This window comes from Microcoleus sp. D2_18a_B4, from assembly GCF_036702475.1.
GTDB lineage: Bacteria > Cyanobacteriota > Cyanobacteriia > Cyanobacteriales > Microcoleaceae > Microcoleus.
On record NZ_JAUBTL010000002.1, the window covers coordinates 165,920 to 182,938 of the forward strand.

General features: G+C 45.4%; 17 protein-coding genes. 7 read left to right on the top strand and 10 right to left on the bottom strand.

What is annotated here, in order from left to right:
- Positions 1 to 61: 61 nt before the first annotated feature.
- From folE to QUB04_RS02120, 5 genes are all read right to left on the bottom strand, one after another.
- Complete coding sequence (gene folE / locus QUB04_RS02100; protein ID WP_333280439.1) at positions 62 to 796, bottom strand: GTP cyclohydrolase I FolE; 735 nt, start codon at positions 794 to 796, stop codon at positions 62 to 64.
- A 123-nt stretch (positions 797 to 919) separates the two neighbouring features.
- On the bottom strand, positions 920 to 1,645 hold the full coding sequence (locus QUB04_RS02105) for an SDR family oxidoreductase (protein WP_333280441.1): 726 nt from the start codon (positions 1,643 to 1,645) through the stop codon (positions 920 to 922).
- Between the two features lie 242 nt (positions 1,646 to 1,887).
- Positions 1,888 to 2,868: an acetyl-CoA carboxylase carboxyl transferase subunit alpha gene (accA, locus tag QUB04_RS02110; protein ID WP_333138720.1), complete on the bottom strand. Its 981-nt coding sequence runs from the start codon at positions 2,866 to 2,868 to the stop codon at positions 1,888 to 1,890.
- A 572-nt stretch (positions 2,869 to 3,440) separates the two neighbouring features.
- A complete protein-coding gene (locus tag QUB04_RS02115) occupies positions 3,441 to 4,466 on the bottom strand; it encodes a long-chain acyl-[acyl-carrier-protein] reductase (protein WP_333280444.1) in 1,026 nt (341 codons plus the stop codon).
- Positions 4,467 to 4,615: 149 nt separating this feature from the next.
- Positions 4,616 to 5,308: an aldehyde oxygenase (deformylating) gene (locus tag QUB04_RS02120; protein ID WP_333045307.1), complete on the bottom strand. Its 693-nt coding sequence runs from the start codon at positions 5,306 to 5,308 to the stop codon at positions 4,616 to 4,618.
- 64 nt (positions 5,309 to 5,372) lie between these two features.
- Here QUB04_RS02120 and QUB04_RS02125 point away from each other — a divergent pair, with 64 nt between their 5' ends.
- The 3 genes from QUB04_RS02125 (at position 5,373) to QUB04_RS02135 (ending at position 7,063) form a co-directional block, all read left to right on the top strand.
- Complete coding sequence (locus QUB04_RS02125; RefSeq protein WP_333280446.1) at positions 5,373 to 5,540, top strand: hypothetical protein; 168 nt, start codon at positions 5,373 to 5,375, stop codon at positions 5,538 to 5,540.
- 264 nt (positions 5,541 to 5,804) lie between these two features.
- Positions 5,805 to 6,623, top strand: coding sequence for a carbohydrate ABC transporter permease (locus QUB04_RS02130; RefSeq protein ID WP_333280448.1), 819 nt, complete (start codon positions 5,805 to 5,807; stop codon positions 6,621 to 6,623).
- 107 nt (positions 6,624 to 6,730) lie between these two features.
- Positions 6,731 to 7,063, top strand: coding sequence for a transporter suffix domain-containing protein (locus tag QUB04_RS02135; RefSeq protein ID WP_333280450.1), 333 nt, complete (start codon positions 6,731 to 6,733; stop codon positions 7,061 to 7,063).
- A 60-nt stretch (positions 7,064 to 7,123) separates the two neighbouring features.
- Here QUB04_RS02135 and QUB04_RS02140 read toward each other — a convergent pair whose 3' ends face one another.
- A complete protein-coding gene (locus tag QUB04_RS02140) occupies positions 7,124 to 8,152 on the bottom strand; it encodes a hypothetical protein (protein ID WP_333138731.1) in 1,029 nt (342 codons plus the stop codon).
- Between the two features lie 348 nt (positions 8,153 to 8,500).
- On the opposite strand from QUB04_RS02140, the gene QUB04_RS02145 reads away from it, so the two are divergent.
- Positions 8,501 to 8,917, top strand: coding sequence for a XisH family protein (locus QUB04_RS02145; protein ID WP_333280452.1), 417 nt, complete (start codon positions 8,501 to 8,503; stop codon positions 8,915 to 8,917).
- Between the two features lie 11 nt (positions 8,918 to 8,928).
- The gene (locus QUB04_RS02150) at positions 8,929 to 9,234 is read left to right on the top strand and encodes a XisI protein (RefSeq protein ID WP_333280454.1); all 306 of its coding nucleotides are present in this window, start codon (positions 8,929 to 8,931) and stop codon (positions 9,232 to 9,234) included.
- Between the two features lie 86 nt (positions 9,235 to 9,320).
- On the opposite strand, the gene QUB04_RS02155 is transcribed toward QUB04_RS02150, so the two are convergent.
- Both QUB04_RS02155 and QUB04_RS02160 read right to left on the bottom strand, forming a co-directional pair.
- Entirely contained in the window at positions 9,321 to 10,991 is a 1,671-nt protein-coding gene (locus QUB04_RS02155; protein WP_333280456.1) for a tetratricopeptide repeat protein, read from the bottom strand.
- 20 nt (positions 10,992 to 11,011) lie between these two features.
- Positions 11,012 to 12,403, bottom strand: coding sequence for an ATP-binding protein (locus QUB04_RS02160; protein ID WP_333280458.1), 1,392 nt, complete (start codon positions 12,401 to 12,403; stop codon positions 11,012 to 11,014).
- 288 nt (positions 12,404 to 12,691) lie between these two features.
- Between QUB04_RS02160 and QUB04_RS02165 the strand changes: the two genes are divergently transcribed.
- Entirely contained in the window at positions 12,692 to 12,901 is a 210-nt protein-coding gene (locus QUB04_RS02165; protein ID WP_333138743.1) for a hypothetical protein, read from the top strand.
- Positions 12,902 to 13,039: 138 nt separating this feature from the next.
- Here QUB04_RS02165 and QUB04_RS02170 read toward each other — a convergent pair whose 3' ends face one another.
- The gene (locus tag QUB04_RS02170) at positions 13,040 to 13,330 is read right to left on the bottom strand and encodes a hypothetical protein (protein ID WP_333138746.1); all 291 of its coding nucleotides are present in this window, start codon (positions 13,328 to 13,330) and stop codon (positions 13,040 to 13,042) included.
- Between the two features lie 88 nt (positions 13,331 to 13,418).
- On the opposite strand from QUB04_RS02170, the gene QUB04_RS02175 reads away from it, so the two are divergent.
- Complete coding sequence (locus QUB04_RS02175; RefSeq protein ID WP_333109569.1) at positions 13,419 to 13,574, top strand: hypothetical protein; 156 nt, start codon at positions 13,419 to 13,421, stop codon at positions 13,572 to 13,574.
- A 194-nt stretch (positions 13,575 to 13,768) separates the two neighbouring features.
- On the opposite strand, the gene QUB04_RS02180 is transcribed toward QUB04_RS02175, so the two are convergent.
- Complete coding sequence (locus QUB04_RS02180; RefSeq protein WP_333280460.1) at positions 13,769 to 16,972, bottom strand: efflux RND transporter permease subunit; 3,204 nt, start codon at positions 16,970 to 16,972, stop codon at positions 13,769 to 13,771.
- Between the last annotated feature and the right edge of the window lie 47 nt (positions 16,973 to 17,019).

A 17,019-nucleotide genomic window follows, 5' to 3' on the forward strand; every position in this document is an offset into this window, starting at 1 on the left:
AGACGCTCGCACTCCTAACTGTTGTTAACTATCAAATGTCAATCGATCGACTATCAACGGACTAAAAGAATGCCGGTTGGTGGCGGATCAAATTCAGGAATTCTTCGCGAGTTTTCTGTTCCTCTTGGAACACGCCCAACATGGCACTCGTAACCGTCCAAGCACCGGGTTTTTGCACACCCCGCATCGTCATGCACATATGGCTGGCTTCCATGACTACAGCAACTCCCTTCGGTTCCAATATTGTCTGAACTGCTTCGGCAATTTGGCGCGTCAAACGTTCTTGCACCTGCAATCGGCGGCTGTACATCTCGGAAATTCTGGCTAATTTGCTCAATCCCACTACTTTTTGATTGGGAATGTAAGCAATGTGAACTCGGCCCATAAACGGCAGCATATGGTGTTCGCACATACTGAATACGCTGATGTCTCGCACCAGTACCATTTCGTTGTGACCTTCGTCAAAGATAGCGCCGTTGAGGAGTTCTTCGAGGGATTGACTGTAACCGCTGGTGAGAAACCGCATTGCTTCTGCTACCCGTTTTGGGGTTTTGAGCAATCCTTCGCGTTCGGGGTCTTCTCCTACTCCCAGCAGCATTGTCCGAACGGCCTCCATCATTTCTTCTTGGCCTACTTCTGAAGCTATGGGCACGCTGGATTCTTGACCGTTCGAGGAATTGCGATCGGGGCGAGTGGGGATGCGCGGGGTGTTGTTCTCTGCGGTTTGTAACAGTTTCATGCTGTCAGTCGAGAGTGAGTTCGAGCCATTGGAATCGGTGGAAGATGCAATAGTCATAACAAGTTGGTGTGAGGGTGAATCGATTTTAGATTTTAGATTTTCGATTTTGGATTGGGCGATATAGCTAGAGATTCAAAGATTGTTGAATTGAGAAAAATTCAGCAGTCTAAAATCTCAAGTTCACAAAACTCCTGCGTTGGACATGAGCGTGATTTCTTCAATTACTGCACTTGCTGGCAACTGAACTGCGTGCAGAATTGATTGGGCGACGATTTCTGGGGTTAACATGGCGGTGCGATCGAAGTCGGCGTCCACGGTGTCTGTGTCCCACAGGGGAGTGTTGACAGAACCCGGACAGATTGCTGTTACCCGAATTCCGTGAGCCCGTTCTTCGGCGGCTAAGGTTTTAGACAAAGCCATGAGACCGAATTTACTGACGCAGTAGGCTCCCCAGTTGGGGAAGGCTTGGGTGCCAGCGATCGAGGAAACGTTGATGATGATTCCCGATCTGCGATCGCGCATGGAGGGCAAAACTCCTAGAATGCACTGCCAAACGCTAGTAAGATTGAGGTCTAGAACGTTCTGCCAGTCGGCTAAAGACGTTTCCGTTAAGGAGCCGGTGTAGCCCATGCCAGCGCTGTTGACTAGGATATCTACGGAACCCAATTGAGATGCGATCGCGCTGATGCTGCTTTGCACTTGCTCAATTTTTGCCAAGTCTAAGGGATAAGCTTCTGCTTTCACTCCGACTTCTCGGGCTGCTGCGGCAACGGCTTCTAAGTTTTCCGACTCTCGGCTAACTAAGGCCAGATTTATGCCCTCGGCGGCGAACGCTAGAGCCGTCGCTTTGCCAATACCGCTGCTGGCTCCGGTAATCAGAGCCTGCTTTGTTGTTGGATGGTTCATTCAGTGTCCTAATACTTTCGGTCGGCAACTCCCTACAGCGTTGCAGCCTTCTGAGGCCCATTAGACAACTGTCTGCTGCGGGTGATAACAGTTAATTATGAGATGAACATTAAGAACTGTTAAGCCGGTGTCACCTGAGAAATTATAACACTGCTGACAGATCCGCAGAATAATGAGCTGTGAGTTATGAGTTTAAAGTTAAGAATTTTTAACTCATAACTGATCACTCTGAATCGATCGGCTCAAGCCGAAATTTCAGTGAATACACCTATGTGGCGAAACTTTTGATACCGCAGCTCGCGTCGCTGCTGACCGGTAAGCTGTGTTAGTTCTGCTAAGTTTTCTAACAAAGCTTGTTTGAGTATGGACGCAGCTTTGAGGGGATTCGAGTGAGCGCCGCCGATCGGCTCTGGTACTATTTGATCGAGAATGCCGAGGTTTTTCAAGTCCCAGGAAGTGATTTTGAGAGCTTCTGCGGCCAAGTTAGCTTTACCAGAGTCTTTCCAGAGAATGGCAGCGCAAGCTTCGGGGGTGGCGACGGTGTAGACGGAATGTTCCAGCATCAACAGTCGCTCGCCGACACCGATACCCAATGCGCCGCCGGAACCACCTTCGCCAATGACGGTGCAAATAATGGGAACGTCGAGGCGAAACATTTCTCGGAGGTTACAGGCGATCGCCTCTCCCTGTCCGAGCTGTTCTGCTTCTAAGCCCGCCCAAGCCCCCGGAGTGTCGATAAAGGTGAAAATTGGCATTCCGAAGCGATCGGCGTGTTCCATCAACCGCAGGGCTTTGCGGTAGCCACCGGGAGCAGCCATGCCGAAGTTGCGGGCGATATTGTCTTTTGTGTCGCGTCCTTTTTGATGGCCGATGATGACTGTGGGGCGCCCGTCTATGCGGGCAATTCCGCCGACGAGGGCCGGGTCGTCTCCGCCGCGCCGATCGCCGTGAAGCTCGATCCACTCGTCGCTAATTGCCTGAATGTAATCGAGGGTGCTGGGGCGGCGCGGGTGACGGGCGAGTTGCAGCCGCTGCATGGGGGACAAGCTGCTGAAAATTTCTTGTCGCAGTTGGGCGGAACGCGCTTCTAGTTTGCGAATTTCGTCGGTGACATCGACGCTGTTTTCTGCGGCGAGTTCTCGAATCTGGTGAATTCGGGTTTCGAGTTCGGCCAGGGGCTTTTCAAAATCTAAGAGTAAGGGTTTACGGTCTGGGTTTGGCACGCGGATAATTTCTATAAGGAAGGTTTTGTCAGGTTTTGTCGATCGACTCTTTCGAGATCCTACCCTGTCAGGGGATGCTGAAAAAGAGGGAAAAATGGGAAGTTTTGAATTTTAAATTGTGATGTGCTTCGTACCGTGCTTAAAAACCTGGGGTTCCAGCTTCGTTTCACTTTTTAATATAATAGGTTAAAGCGCATACCCTGGGTCTTCCGTACTTACTGTGCTAATTTATGTAAAATTAATGGCCTAAGTTTTTACACAGCAAGGATTTCCGGTCTTACTTTAGTTGATTTAGAGCAATTCTTTCGTTTTATTTATACCTAGCTTGGGTTTTAAGCTGTCGCGCATTTAAACTGTATATTCAGGGCGGGCGGGACGCCCAACCCCTACTCCCCACAAGACTTTAATTTTTTTTGACATACAATTTAAAGGCAGAACAGCTTAACTACTTAAACTAATAGTTTGGCACACTAAATACGGAAGAACCCATACCCTCTCTCTTACTTCCCCCCAACTATCAACAGTCAACAGTCAACAGTCAACTGTCAACTGTCAACTGTCAACTGTCAACATCAAACTGACATTAATAAAGGTCGGAAACCGTGTTTGACAGAAATCAGACCGATTTGCTCCATCTTCTCCACAGTAATTTGGTTCCGTCCCCAAGAAAAATTGGTATACAATTTTTCAAATTCCAGCAGCATTGATTCGGCAAAACAGGCAAACAACTGTCGGCCCGGTACATCCATATTGACAATCTTCATAATTTTCCACTCAATATCGAGGGAATGCTCCACAATCCCGCCATTGAGTACGTAAATTTCGGGATGCTGAACCTGAGTTGCCAGATTTTTCGGATAGCCACCGTCAATCAATAAACATGGTTGCTTCAATGTCTTAGGGTCAATTTCTACTCCCTTGGGCATACTGGCTACCCAGACTACAATATCGGCTTGGGGGAGGGCTTCTTCCAAGTCCATAATTTTGCCTCGGCCCAATTCCGATTGCAAATCTTGTAATCGTTCTTTGTCGCGGGCAATGAGCAACAATTCTGCTACATTTGTTTTAACATTGAGCCAGCGACACACAGCACTGCCAATATCGCCAGTAGCACCACAAACGGCTACCGTGGCTTTTGAAAGTTCAATCCCCAATTTAGGGGCTGCTTCTTCTACTTGGCGGCAGAGGATATAAGCCGTGTGAGTGTTACCAGTGGTGAAGCGTTCAAACTCCAACTTGAGATTGCGAATTTGCTTAATTTGCTGCAAGTTGAAAGTCTCAAAAATGATTGAAGAAAAGCCGCCTAAAGCAGTGATGTTAATCCCGTTTTTTTGAGCGTGTGCCATCGCATTAAGGATTTTGCGAGTAGCTGCTTTAATCCGGCGAGTGGCTAGCATTTCTGGCAGAAAACAGGACTCCACATAGCGCCCTTCTATTTTTTGTCCAGTGATGCTTGTTACCGTGATATGATCAACTATTTGGGGCGGTGCGCTGCACCAAAAATCGAGACCTTGATCGGCATATTCTGGATAGCCCAGCTCGTTAGCTACTGATTGGGCGTGTTCTAAGCTGGTTAAGTGACCGATTAGACCAAACATTAAGTTGTCAAATGAAGGAAGATGGAAGATGGAAGATGGAAGATGGAAGATGGAAGATGGGAAGATTAAAAATTTATATTTTAAAATGAGCTATCCCATTTTTAATTTTTAATTTTTAATTTTTTTCCCATTCCTTATTTCCCAATTAACTAGGCTGCGAGGCCTTGTGCTGACATCCGCATGATATCGCGGTTGTTAAAGCCTATGTTGCCTAGAGCTTCGCCGTAGGCAATCATAAAGTCTTCGATTAAAGCGTCTTTTTCCATTCCCAAGACGCGGGCATCGTCTGCGACAGCGTTTAGCAGCTTCCAGATGATGGGGAGGTTTTGGCGGTTGGCGGCTTCTAGTTCCGCTTTGGATTCCTCAAAGTGAGCTTGCAGCCAGACTTCCCCAAAGTTGAGGTGGCTGTATTCTTCTTTGACGACGCCTTCGGTGATTTTGCGAGCAAAGTCATCGGCGACGGGGATGTAGATGTTGTAAGCTGCGATCGCAAAACACTCGATAATTAGCGATTGAATCAACAAGCAAGTTACAATCTGACCTTGGGCCGCTGCCGTCTGGAAGTTTTTGTGCAATTCCGAAAAGAACTGCTTGGCAAATGCCATGTCGGGCGTGACTTTAAGATTCCGGCCACAAGCTTGGAAGCCTTTCATGTGGCGGTTCTCCATCTTGGACAAGCCAATTAACTCTGCTTTTTTGTCAGCCAACAGTTCGGCCAGTGTCAGGTAATTATCGTGAGCTTCTTGTTCGCCTTCAATAACAATGGCGTTGATGCGGCTGTAAGCATCTTTGTAAGTTTCGGTTTGAAAGTCAATTGTTGGGCTAGCCTCAAGCTGGGGCATAGATATGTAGTCTCCTTATATAAGCTTGCGGGATGTTTGGAAACCCCTTTAAAATGGGGGGTCAGTGACAGTACACTTTACCTATTTTGAACGCACCCCATCTAAATCACAGATTATAGCTGAGGATGCTTTCGACAAAGAACTTTTCTTGGGCGTTCCGGGAAAAACTGGCGTCAAGCGTGCGTGTTTGCCGGACTTTTGCCGTCGAACACTCCAGAAAGACTATCGCTAGAATGCTATCTATTTACTAATTACTGGAATTAGTCGTTAGTCGATCTTTTGCCCGGAAATAGATGATAGAAATACGGTCTATGTCTCCACCTTTAAAGGTTTTACAGTACCAAATCTATCTCTAACATTATATCCTAACCACAACTTCCTCGCTGGGTACTCCTTCTTTCCCTCTACCACATATTATGTTGTATGGGAATCCTCTGGGAGGCGATCGGGTTGGAGAACCTCACAGGCTTATTATTTTAGGTTAATTCACAAATTTATGGGTAAATCCTTTGACAGGTCTCAAGCGCTCGAACTGCTGAGTTTTATTTTGTTGCTGGCGGGGGCTGCGCTGGTGCTGCTGCCACTGGCTGCTGTATTTTTGGTTTCTTTATCACCATCTGGTGTTGGTGTCAAGGCCACAGGCTTGACTTTTGCGAACTATCAGGAGGCTTGGCGACGGGGCAATTTTTTGTTGGCATTCCTTAATTCTACTCTAGTGGCGATCGCAGTGACGGGTTTTCAGGTTGTGACTTCTGCTTTGGCCGGTTATGCTTTGGCCAGACTGAAGTTTCGGGGGCGACAGGCCCTAGTTTTGGGGGTTTTGGCGACGCTGGTAATTCCGTTTCAGCTTTTGGTGATTCCGATTTTCTTGGTTTTGAAGTGGGGCCATCTGCTGAATACTTACGGGGCGCTGATTTTGCCGACGGCTGCTAACGGTTTTGGGATTTTTCTGCTGCGGCAGTATTTTATGACTGTTCCGGTGGAGTTGGAGGAGGCGGCAATGCTGGATGGGGCTAACCGCTGGCAGGTTTTGTGGCAGGTGATGCTACCTTTGGCGAGGCCGGCTTTGGTGACGCTGTTTTTGTTTACCTTTATCGGGGAGTGGAACGATTTGTTTAAGCCGCTGGTGTTTACGACGCGGCCGGAGTTGCGAACTGTGCAGTTAGCTTTGGCTGAGTTTCAGGAACAGTTTACTAGCAGTTGGCAGTTGTTGATGGCGGCGGTGGTAATTGGAACTGTACCGGTGGTGTTGCTGTTTTTGGCCGGTCAGCGGCAGTTTATTCGGGGGATTGCGGCAACGGGGATTAAAAATTGAGTTTGAGATGCTTGGCAATTAAGTTTGTAGTCATTTGTTGAACCATTCTCCAGAACAGGCAAGATGCCTGTTCCACAAATACTAAATGTTCTTGTGGAACAGGCATCTTGCCTGTTGCTGACATTGGTGTGAAGTCAACTCCAAGTGGACTAACAGATAAAGGGGATATCAAAGCTGTAGTATGTGAATCTATGCAAAAGCTCGGTTTATTTTTATTTATCGTATCTTTTCTACCGTGGTTGGCAGTCTTTTTTGTTGTGCCATTCCTGCCGCTGGACATTACCCAAAAAACTACTTTATCTTTCGTTCTGGCTGTTGGGGCGGAAGTTTGTTTTTGGATTAGCGTAGTGCTGTTGGGGAAAGAAGTAGTTACCAAATATCGGCGTTATTTGCATCCCCGCTATCTTTGGAAAAAACTCAGAAATTTTAAACGCAGATGAACAGGGTTCGACGCAGATAATGAGCCTGGATGTTGGCTTTTATCTGCGGTCAAGGTTGAGCTATTCGCTGAAAATTTGCAAGCGAATAGAGCGTTCTCCATCTCCGAAATCCACTTCAATCTTTTCTCCCGAAAGACTGTCCAAGCATCCCAAAAGCAACCGCAAATTGGGGGTGCTTGCTCCTGTATCTACGTACAATCTATCTGCTAAACTGCCTAAACGCTTCCAAATTGTGTAGAGTTTGACTACTGTTTGTTCTAGCTGTGCGGCTTGTTTTACAACGTCGGCGGTGGTTCCCAAACAGCCGACTCGCAAAGATTCTTCTAAGGCCATTTCCATGTCTAAGTGAGACTGATTGAGAGCTTGCACTTGGGCGGCGGCGTCGAGATATTTTGATAAGTTCTTGGCGTCGGAAGTTAGCTGTTTGACAGTATCTACGTCGGGATTTTCTGCTACTTCTTTTTGAATTTCGCTTTGGTGAGATGGGGAGAGTTTCTCCATTTCTTTGACTAAAGGAGCGAGGTAGCGCGAAGGTAGAGAACCGGTAGATGCTTTTTCTTTGACTTCTTCTGGCAATAAATCTGAGTTCATTGCCATCCATTCGTCGGATAGTTGTTTGACTTCGCGGCGGGTGATGCGATCGCCATTTGCTGCGGCATCTGTTACCATTTGCTGGACTTCGGGAGATGCTTTGGCGGTTTCTACAAAGGCTCTTTTGCTGAAGTTTCTAATGGAATCTGGGTCTAAATCTCCTTGCTGGATCAGAGTATCGGCACTATTAGCTAATTCTATCAAAGAATAGGCTTGACTTTTGCCAATCTCTCTTTCTTTGAGCCAGTTCAAAAAGCCTGTGCCGCGTCCTTCGCCACCTTTTTTTTCTCTGTCTCTAACTGTTCGGAGAATGCGTCCCCGCCAAATGTCGGTTTGCAAGTCGAAGCGATCGCACACTTTCCAGGCATTGTCAACCTGATTTTCAAAATCAAACTCTGGTATTTGTTCGTCTTCTGGGTCAGGCAATTGGAAATTGATATCGGTAAAGCCGTTGAGGGCTTCTGCAAGTTCTGCGGGATTTAGGGGGACTTCAGCCATTAGGAAAAATTTGTGTAGTGCAACAGCCGGTTTAATTGGTAACTTGCACGGGTTGACAGTTGAGACGCTATATGTAGCGGTAAGGTAGGCAAGATTTACCTACTAATAGAGCTTTTGTGCAAGTCATATCATTATTGCACGATGGGGGGCGATCGGCGAAAAGATACCCAAAATGACTCCGGGCACTCCCCTGATGGGACTTGATGCGAGTGCTGGCTGTGGGGGGATTGAGTTAAAGTGAATTAGGATATTATAGGATGGGATTACCTACTGTACTCGATCGCCAAGTTTGGGAATATGCTTGTCAGCCTGACTATAATTTAAGTAGCTGAAAACTCAAGTTAATTTATGCCAGCTAAAGATTTTTTTCACAATACTGTTAAAACATCTCTCGAAAAAGATGGGTGGATCATCACTGACGAAAATCTATTCATTGAAGTTGAGGATGTTGATTTTTACATAGACTTAACTGCAGAAAAAATCCTCGTCGCTGAAAAAACTGGTAAAAAGATTGCAGTAGAGGTAAAATCTTTTCTAGGAGCCTCAGACGTGACAGAGTTTCACAGTGCACTCGGTCAATGTCTCAACTACCGTTCAGCATTGAGATTGACCGAACCAGAGCGGAATTTGTATTTGGCTGTTCCTGAAGATGTTTACAATGAATTTTTTAGTCGTAGGTTTATTCAAAGAGTGATAGTAGAACATCAACTAAAATTATTAATTTTCAACCCAACTCAAGAGGAGATTGTGCAATGGAGGGATTGAATTACAGTGAAGTGGTACAAAGGATTCTTAAACACCACGTAGAAAATCGCTTAAATAGTAAGACAGAAGTGCATTTGATATTTGATACGGAACGATCTCGCTATCAATTGTTGCATATCGGGTGGGAAGATTTGAGTCGAGTATTTGGTTGCATCATTTATGTGGAAATTAAAGATGGCAAAATTTGGATCGAACGGGATGGAACAGAAATTGGATTTGCTAATGAATTAGTAGAAGCTGGAGTTCCCAAACATGATATAGTTTTGGCTTATAAAGCCCCATATAGACGAAAATTTACGGAGTTTGCTGTTGGTTGATGCCATAAGTGCGATCGTCCGAGAGGATAAGCTGCGGGGCGATCGCGTTTTGCTTTCTCATCAGAAATCAATAGTTTCAGTTACTATTATGTTGATTGTACGAGAGCTAAGTGCTGCTTATTGTACTCTATTGCTTTGTTATAGTCTCCTAAAGCAGAGAAAGCTTTACATAAATTAAGTAACGTTCGCTCTTGGGCCGAGCGTTGTCCGATTTCCCGTACAATAGTTAAACTGTGTTGGTAATAGTTGATGGATTGAGGATATTTTCCTAGCGAATAGTAAGCAACTCCCAGATTTAACAGTGCGGTTCCCTCACCGTTGCGATCGCCGATTTCTCTTGCAATGGTTAAACTTTGTTGGAGATAGTGGATGGCTGGGGAATAATCTCCTAACGAAAGGTAAGTATTTCCCAGATTGGTCAGTGCCTTCCCCTCACAGTTACGATCGCCGATTTCTCTTGCAATGGTTAAACTTTGTTGGAGATAGTGGATGGCTTGGGAATAATCTCCTAACAGACCGTAAGCAATTCCTAGATTTCCCAGGATAATTCCCTCACCGTTGCGATCGCAAATTTCCTGGATAATGGTTAAACTCTGCTGGAGATAGTCGATGGCTTGGGGATAATCTCCTAGCGAACGGTGAGCATTGCCCAAATTTCCCAGTGCGTTTCCCTCACCGCTGCGATTTCCGAGCTCCCGTGCTATGGTTAAATGCTGCTGGTGAAAGTAGATGGCTTGAGGATAATTTCCTAGCGAATCGTAAGCAACTCCCAGATTTCCCAATGCGCGTCCCTCACCGTTGCGATCGCCGATTTCCCGTGCAATAGTTAAACTCTGTTGGTGATAGTCAATTGCTTGCAGATAATTTCCTAGCGAATTGTAAGCATTACCCAGATTTCCCAGTGCGATTTCCTCCCCTTCGCGATTTCCGATCTCCCGTGCAATGGTTAAACTCTGTTGATGATAGTCAATTGCTGCGAGATATTTTCCTAGCCCATCGCAAGCATTACCCAAATTGCCCAGTGCGTTTCCCTCACCTTTGCGATCTGCAATTTCCTGGAAAATAGTTAAACCCTGTTGGTAATAGTCGATAGCTTGGAGATAATTTCCTAGCGAATTATAAGCATTGCCTAGATTTACTAGCGCGTTTCCCTCCCCTTCGCGATTTCCAATCTCCCGTGCAATGGTTAAACTCTGTTGATGATAGTCAATTGCTGCGAGATACTTTCCTAGCGAACGGTAAGAGCCTCCCAGATTGCCCAGTGCGCGGCCCTCACCTTTACGATCTGCAATTTTCCGAAAAATGGTTAAACCATGTTGGTAATAGTCAATAGCTTGGGTATAATTTCCTAGCGCATCGTAAGCATTGCCCAGATTTGCGAGAAAAACAGCATCCAGATTAGAGCTTAATTTGCCCACAATTTGCTTATAAAGCTCAATCAATTCCTTGTAGTAGCCCCACAGTGATAATTGATGGTGCAATTCCTCTTTGGTAGGTGTATCTAGTCGAATTGATATAATTTTGCTATTTCGCATCCAATCTTCTACCTTACCCAGATGATGAAAGGCTTCCAAATACCCCCGCACCTTCTCCAAATTAGTAGCATCTGACTTCGGTTTGTAATCCGTGATCCAGTTTACAACTGCTCTGTACTGAAGCCTCTGCTCCCGAGTAAGAAAATCGGCACGGAGATTATGAGGATTGATTCCTAACTTTTTCAAAACCAACTCACCAGATGGTGTTACATTATTTGTCATTGTGAATTTATATTTTTAACTTATGGTAGTATTAATCGATGGTCTATCGCCACACTGCGAATTAAATTATGTTGTCCCACCAGCCGATTATCCTCATCGTCAATTCCGCCATATTCAACTAAATACCGCTCGCGCAAAGTTTGCATTGCAGCTTTTTGCCGCTCCTCACTGTAACCCTCGTCTTCTAAATTAATCACCCACCACTTTTCTTTGACTTCGCATCGATAAATTGAAGCCATACAAAACAAAACATAAGCATCATAAACGTCATTTTTGAGCCTTTCAAATGTCTTCTCAATCCGTTCTTTGATCTTCCTTCGCAAGACCTTCGTGTATGAGGCTAACTGCCACCTATCCTCATCTCCTTGAACTATTCCTTCGTTACGCGCTTCATCAATAGCCTCTTTTACCTCTTCAATATAACGACTGTTATCTTTCCAATAAGCCCTGACTTTCCCTCCATAAGAACCCTTAATTTCTCCAGCAATTGTCCGCAAGGCTAAAGGATGTCCATCATAAACTTCCCCAATTACTCGCAGGGGACTATGCGGTAATTCCAAATCGCCATCTAGTTCAGCTTTTTGAAATAACGCTACCTGTTCGGGGATTTCTAATCCTTTCAAAAGTTGGCAAGACCAGAGATTTCTGTAGCGTTCGCACTCTGCTTCAAACTTAGTTGGCAAATCCTGAGATGTAAGAATGAACCGACTTTGACAAGATGATTCTGCCAACAAACTCACAAAAAACTTACCCCACCACTCATCGGCAAAATCACCCCAGCCCTCTTCTTCATTTCCTGTCAATAGGTACTCAAGAGAATCTATGAGAATTAAATACCGATTTTCCCGCAAGCGTTTGACTAACCGCCGTAACAATTGCTCTGGTTTACGCTCCTCCTTTGGGACAGTTTCTCCCCACTTTTCCAGCCATTCCAGCGCCACACTGGCAAAATCTGAAGCTTTTTTATCATCTTCAAAATTATCCCTGAGTTCCGTCCAATCTCCTCGCAATTCCTCTACTAACTTTTCAGCCAAAGCAGTTTTACCGATACCTGTAATGCCAACCAATAGCAAGACACGACAGGAAGAAGTGACGCGATCGCTCAACTGTTGAATCAGACTTTCTCGCCCAACCCACGCATCGTCATAGACGCTAAAGTCCATATATGATGCAGTTTGCATAGTTGGGGTGTTATCAACAATTTCTTCCCAGTTTTCTATGCCAACTGCTTGACAAATGGCAACAAATACATCTTGCTGAATAGGTATTTTACGTCTAAATCGCTTCAAGGTTGCTTCTGAAGTTTTCGCCGCGCTATACCAAGCAACTGCTGTTGCTTGCCAGCCTTTCTTTCTTCTTTCGCGATCGACAATTTCTAGTCCTTCTTTCGATGCTTTTAGAGAAACAGCCATGCTTCAATAAATTTAATTTAACAGAATAATCTAAATTATTACCTATCTAAAATGAAGCATTCCGCACAAATATTCGATTCATACCTGATAATTTCAGGATTTTTACCAGCTTTACTCAAAACATGGCTTTTGGGCGGTTCATTTTTGGCTCAGTTCGATCGGCAGCGACAGATATGAGCCAAAACTAGAACGCTCAAACCTTTGTACATCAGAGATTCTAGAGATGTGAGAGCAAATTGGCGCCAATTGAACTTCTCCAGCAATCACACATATCGGAGTAGTCAAAAGATGGAATCTCAAAATCAACAACCTATCACCCACAGTGAGCAACCTGCAACAACGCCTGGGCGAGTTGAAACACCGCAATTTTCGCAATATTGGGTAACACTACCTGAATTAATTTTGGCTGTTGCTACTCTAACTGGTGCAAGCGCTACTCTGACCCGTGCAATGACTGAGTTAGTTCGAGTCTTACGAGGGAAAGACAAGAAGAAATAATACAGGACTTACGCACTGCGACCAAAGAAACCGGGTTTTTGCGAGAAGACACGTTACAGCGCGCAGATTTGGTAAAAACCCGGTTTCTGACCACCCGTGCGTAAATCCTAAGCTACTCACTCAGAATGACAGCGCAGCTTACCGTCCAGATTTTCTCGGCGGTGTACCGTTAGCCCGCGAACGACGGATCAGCACGCTCATCACCTGCTTCGGATTAGCTGCACGTTGTACGGGGCTCCAATCGCCGACTTGGGCAAATCCTAGTCGGTACAAAGTGAGTATGGTTTCCCTGACACCCTTGGGCGAACCGACAACGGTTAACAGCACCACTTCCTGTTCGCATACTGCTGCTGAGTCGTCATTTGGGCGATCCTCTTCGAGGGCTTCGCTAACGGATTTGTTGTCGTCAGGCACGAATTCCTGTGACATAATATGTTCTCCTGGTTTTGGGTTTTCTAGGAAAACCCAAAAACCCAGCCGCCCCGCAGTTCAACACATAGCAGGGCGGCTACAGAGGATGTTAAGATACTCCGTTAGCCTCCAGACTGCTGGTATCAGTTTGGCGGTTAGCTGTCCATTGCTGCTACCAACAGCTTTGGGCAGTGCAACTAGATTTTTGGGCGACGCGGGCTGCCTCCTCTACAAGCAAGCAACCTCTCACTTCCAAGCGTAGCCGCAGATGGGGGCCGCCGTCAATCGATTTTAGATTTTAGATTTTAGATTTTAGATTTGGGATTTGGGATTTGGGATTGAAGAATTGATCCCCGGACTAATCTGGGGACTTTGGGGGTTTTGATGCGGGATTGGCGGGTTTTGGGCGATCGCACCAATGAGACTCACAAAACGATCGCCTTTTCAACTTACCAACTACAACGGCGATACTTTATCGCGTTCAATCTCCTCGTGGGGAGTTGTTTTGCCGTTCAAAATTGTGCCATCCTCCGGCGGATTTTGCGGGCGATCGCGCTTCTTAAAGCGATCGCGAGCCGAGACAACCACCACATACAGAACCGGCACTATAAACAAACTCAAGACAGTAGAAACAACCATTCCCCCCGCGATCGCATTCCCTAGCGATCGGCGACTCGCTGCACCCGCACCTTCTGGGTTAATCAGAGGAGAAATACCCAAAACGAAAGCCAGAGAAGTCATCAAAATCGGTCGTAAACGCTCTTGAGAAGCCTCAACTGCAGCCTTAGCAATTGAATATCCCTGCTCCCGTAACTGGTTCGCAAACTCCACGATTAAAATCGCATTTTTACTAGCCAATCCAATCAACATCACCAAACCAATCTGGCAATAAACATCATTCGCCAAACCCCGCAACGACTGAGCTAAAAGTGCACCCAAAATTGCCAGAGGCACCGATAGCAAAATAATGAAAGGATCGACATAATTTTCGTACTGAGCCGCCAAAACCAAAAACACAAAAATCAGCCCCAAACCGAAAATAATCGGTGCTTGACCGCCAGACTCAATTTCTTCTAAAGAACTCCCCGACCATTCATAGCCAAAACCCGACGGCAAAACTTCAGCCGACACCTTTTCCATCGATTTTAGTGCCTGCCCAGAACTCGCTCCCGGAGCCGGAGTGCCAGTAATTTCAATTGACCTATATAAATTGTAGTGGTTAACACTTTGCGCTCCCACCACCGGCGTTATCTTCACCAAATTGCTCAAAGAAATCATTTCATTCTTTCCAGAACGCACGTACAATTTCCCAATATCTTCAGGGTTATCACGAAACTGTTTATCCGCCTGAACATACACCCGATAATTGCGCTGCTGGAGGTTAAAATCGTTCACATACTGAGCACCCAGAGCCGTTTGTAGCGTACTGAAAACATCATTAATGGGAATATCTAGAGCCTTAGCTCGATTGCGGTCAACTTCCACAATTAACTGAGGCGTATTCGCTGCAAATGTACTAAATACCGCCTGCAATCCGGGCGTCTGATTTGCCTGCTTTAAAATCCCGCCCATAGTCTGGACTAAGGCGTCTAAGCCGCTGTTACCTTTGCGGTCTTGCAATTGAAATTGGAAACCCCCAAATTGACCTAAACCTTGAATTGCAGGCGGATTTACAGGGAAAATCCTAGCTTCTGGAATCGCGAAAAACTTACCCCGCAACTTACCAATAATCGCTTGTACAGTTTGATCTTCTCCGTGACGTTCTTCCCAGCCTTTAAGTGTAGTAAATATAATCCCCTGGTTGGAACTGTTACCACTAAAACCAAAGCCACCTACAGAAAAAGTCCCCACAACTTCAGGAAGTTTGAGGATTTCTTGTTCAACTCTGTCCATCACCTGCTGGGTGTATTGCAGCGAAACGCCTTGAGGCCCTTGAATAATTGTCAGAAAATAACCCTGGTCTTCCTCTGGGATAAATGCTGTCGGTACTGCTAAATAAAGCCAAGCGGTGAATCCCAGAGAAGCAATAAACAACAGGGTAACAAAGGTTTTAAATCGTGTTAAAAATATTAATGAATCTCTATATTTCTTTTGCGTCCAATCCAGAAAAATATTAATCCGGTTAAACACCCAACCCAACGGGCCGCCAAACTTCTTACTTGGGCGCAGTAATATAGCCGCAAGTGAGGGAGTAAGAGTAACCGCCATAAAGGTAGAAAGCAGTACGGAAAAAGCAATTGTTAGGGCAAATTGTTTATAGAGTGCTCCCGTTGTCCCTGGGAAAAATGCCACTGGTACGAACACGGCCATCAATACTAAGGAAGTGGCAATTACAGCACTAAAAAGTTCCCGCATTGACTCGGAAGCTGCTTGGCGGGCATTCATACCTTGGCGGACTAGACGGTCAATATTTTCGACTACGATGATAGCGTCATCAACCACTAAACCTGTTGCTAAGGTAAGACCAAATAGAGACAAACTGTTAATCGTAAAGCCGAAAGCTTTGATAAAGGCAAATGTGCCGATTAAGGAAATGGGAATTGTGAGGGTGGGAATAATCGTAGTGCGCCAATCTTGCAGAAACACAAAAATAACTATCACCACTAGCAAGACTGCTTCAAACAGAGTTTTGACTACTTCTGCCATTGACTCTTGGACAAATTGAGTCGTATCTAGTGCGATTCTATGTATCACCCCCGGAGGGAAGTTTTTAGCTAATTTTGCCATTTCTGCTTTGACGGCCTGGGCAACATTTAGAGCATTACTTCCGGGTAATTGGTAAATCCCTAAACCCACCGCGTCATTACCTCGGAACCGCAGGAAAGAGTTATAATTTTCTGCTCCTAATTCTGCTCTCCCAACATCTTTTAACTTAACTAAAGTTCCATTTGCTTCGCTTTTAATAACGATGTCTTCAAATTCTGTGGGGCTTTTTAAACGACTTTCTGCAGTCAAATCGATCTGATACATTTGCCCCTCTGGGGCGGGTTCTTGACCAATTCTTCCTACACCAACTTGCAAGTTTTGTTCATTAATTGCTCTTGTTACATCTTGCATTGTTAAATTACGAGCAGCTAATTTATTGGGGTCGATCCACAGGCGCATAGCATAGCGTCTTTCCCCAAAAATTCGCACGTCGCCCACGCCTTTTACTCTCTTTAAAGTATCTGCTAAATAGAGGTCGGCGTAGTTGCTTAAAAATATGGTATCGTATTCTTTATTTTCGGTGAATAATCCTATAGCCAGCAGCAGGCTGTTAGATTGTTTTGTAACTGTAACTCCTGTGCGTTGTACGACATCTGGCAGTTGTGGTTGAGCAACTGCAACTCGATTTTGCACATCGACGGCGGCGATATCTTTGTCGCGGGAAGTATCAAAGGTGGCTGTAATGGTGCTAGTTCCACTGTTAGTGCTACTGGAAGTTAGATATTTCAGTCCTTCAATGCCGTTGATTTGCCTTTCTAGGATGTTTGTTACCGCATTTTCGACAACTTCAGCATTCGCACCGCTATAGTTAGCTGTGACGTTGATTTGGGTGGGGCTGATGTCGGGGAAGCGTTCGATCGGCAATGTGGGAATGCTGATTGCGCCTACCAAAACAATAATTAAGGCGCAGACGCTAGCAAAGACTGGTCGTTTAATAAAGAAATCTGCAAACATTATTTGGGTAATGGGTAGTTGTTAGTTGATAATTGGTAATTCCTAAT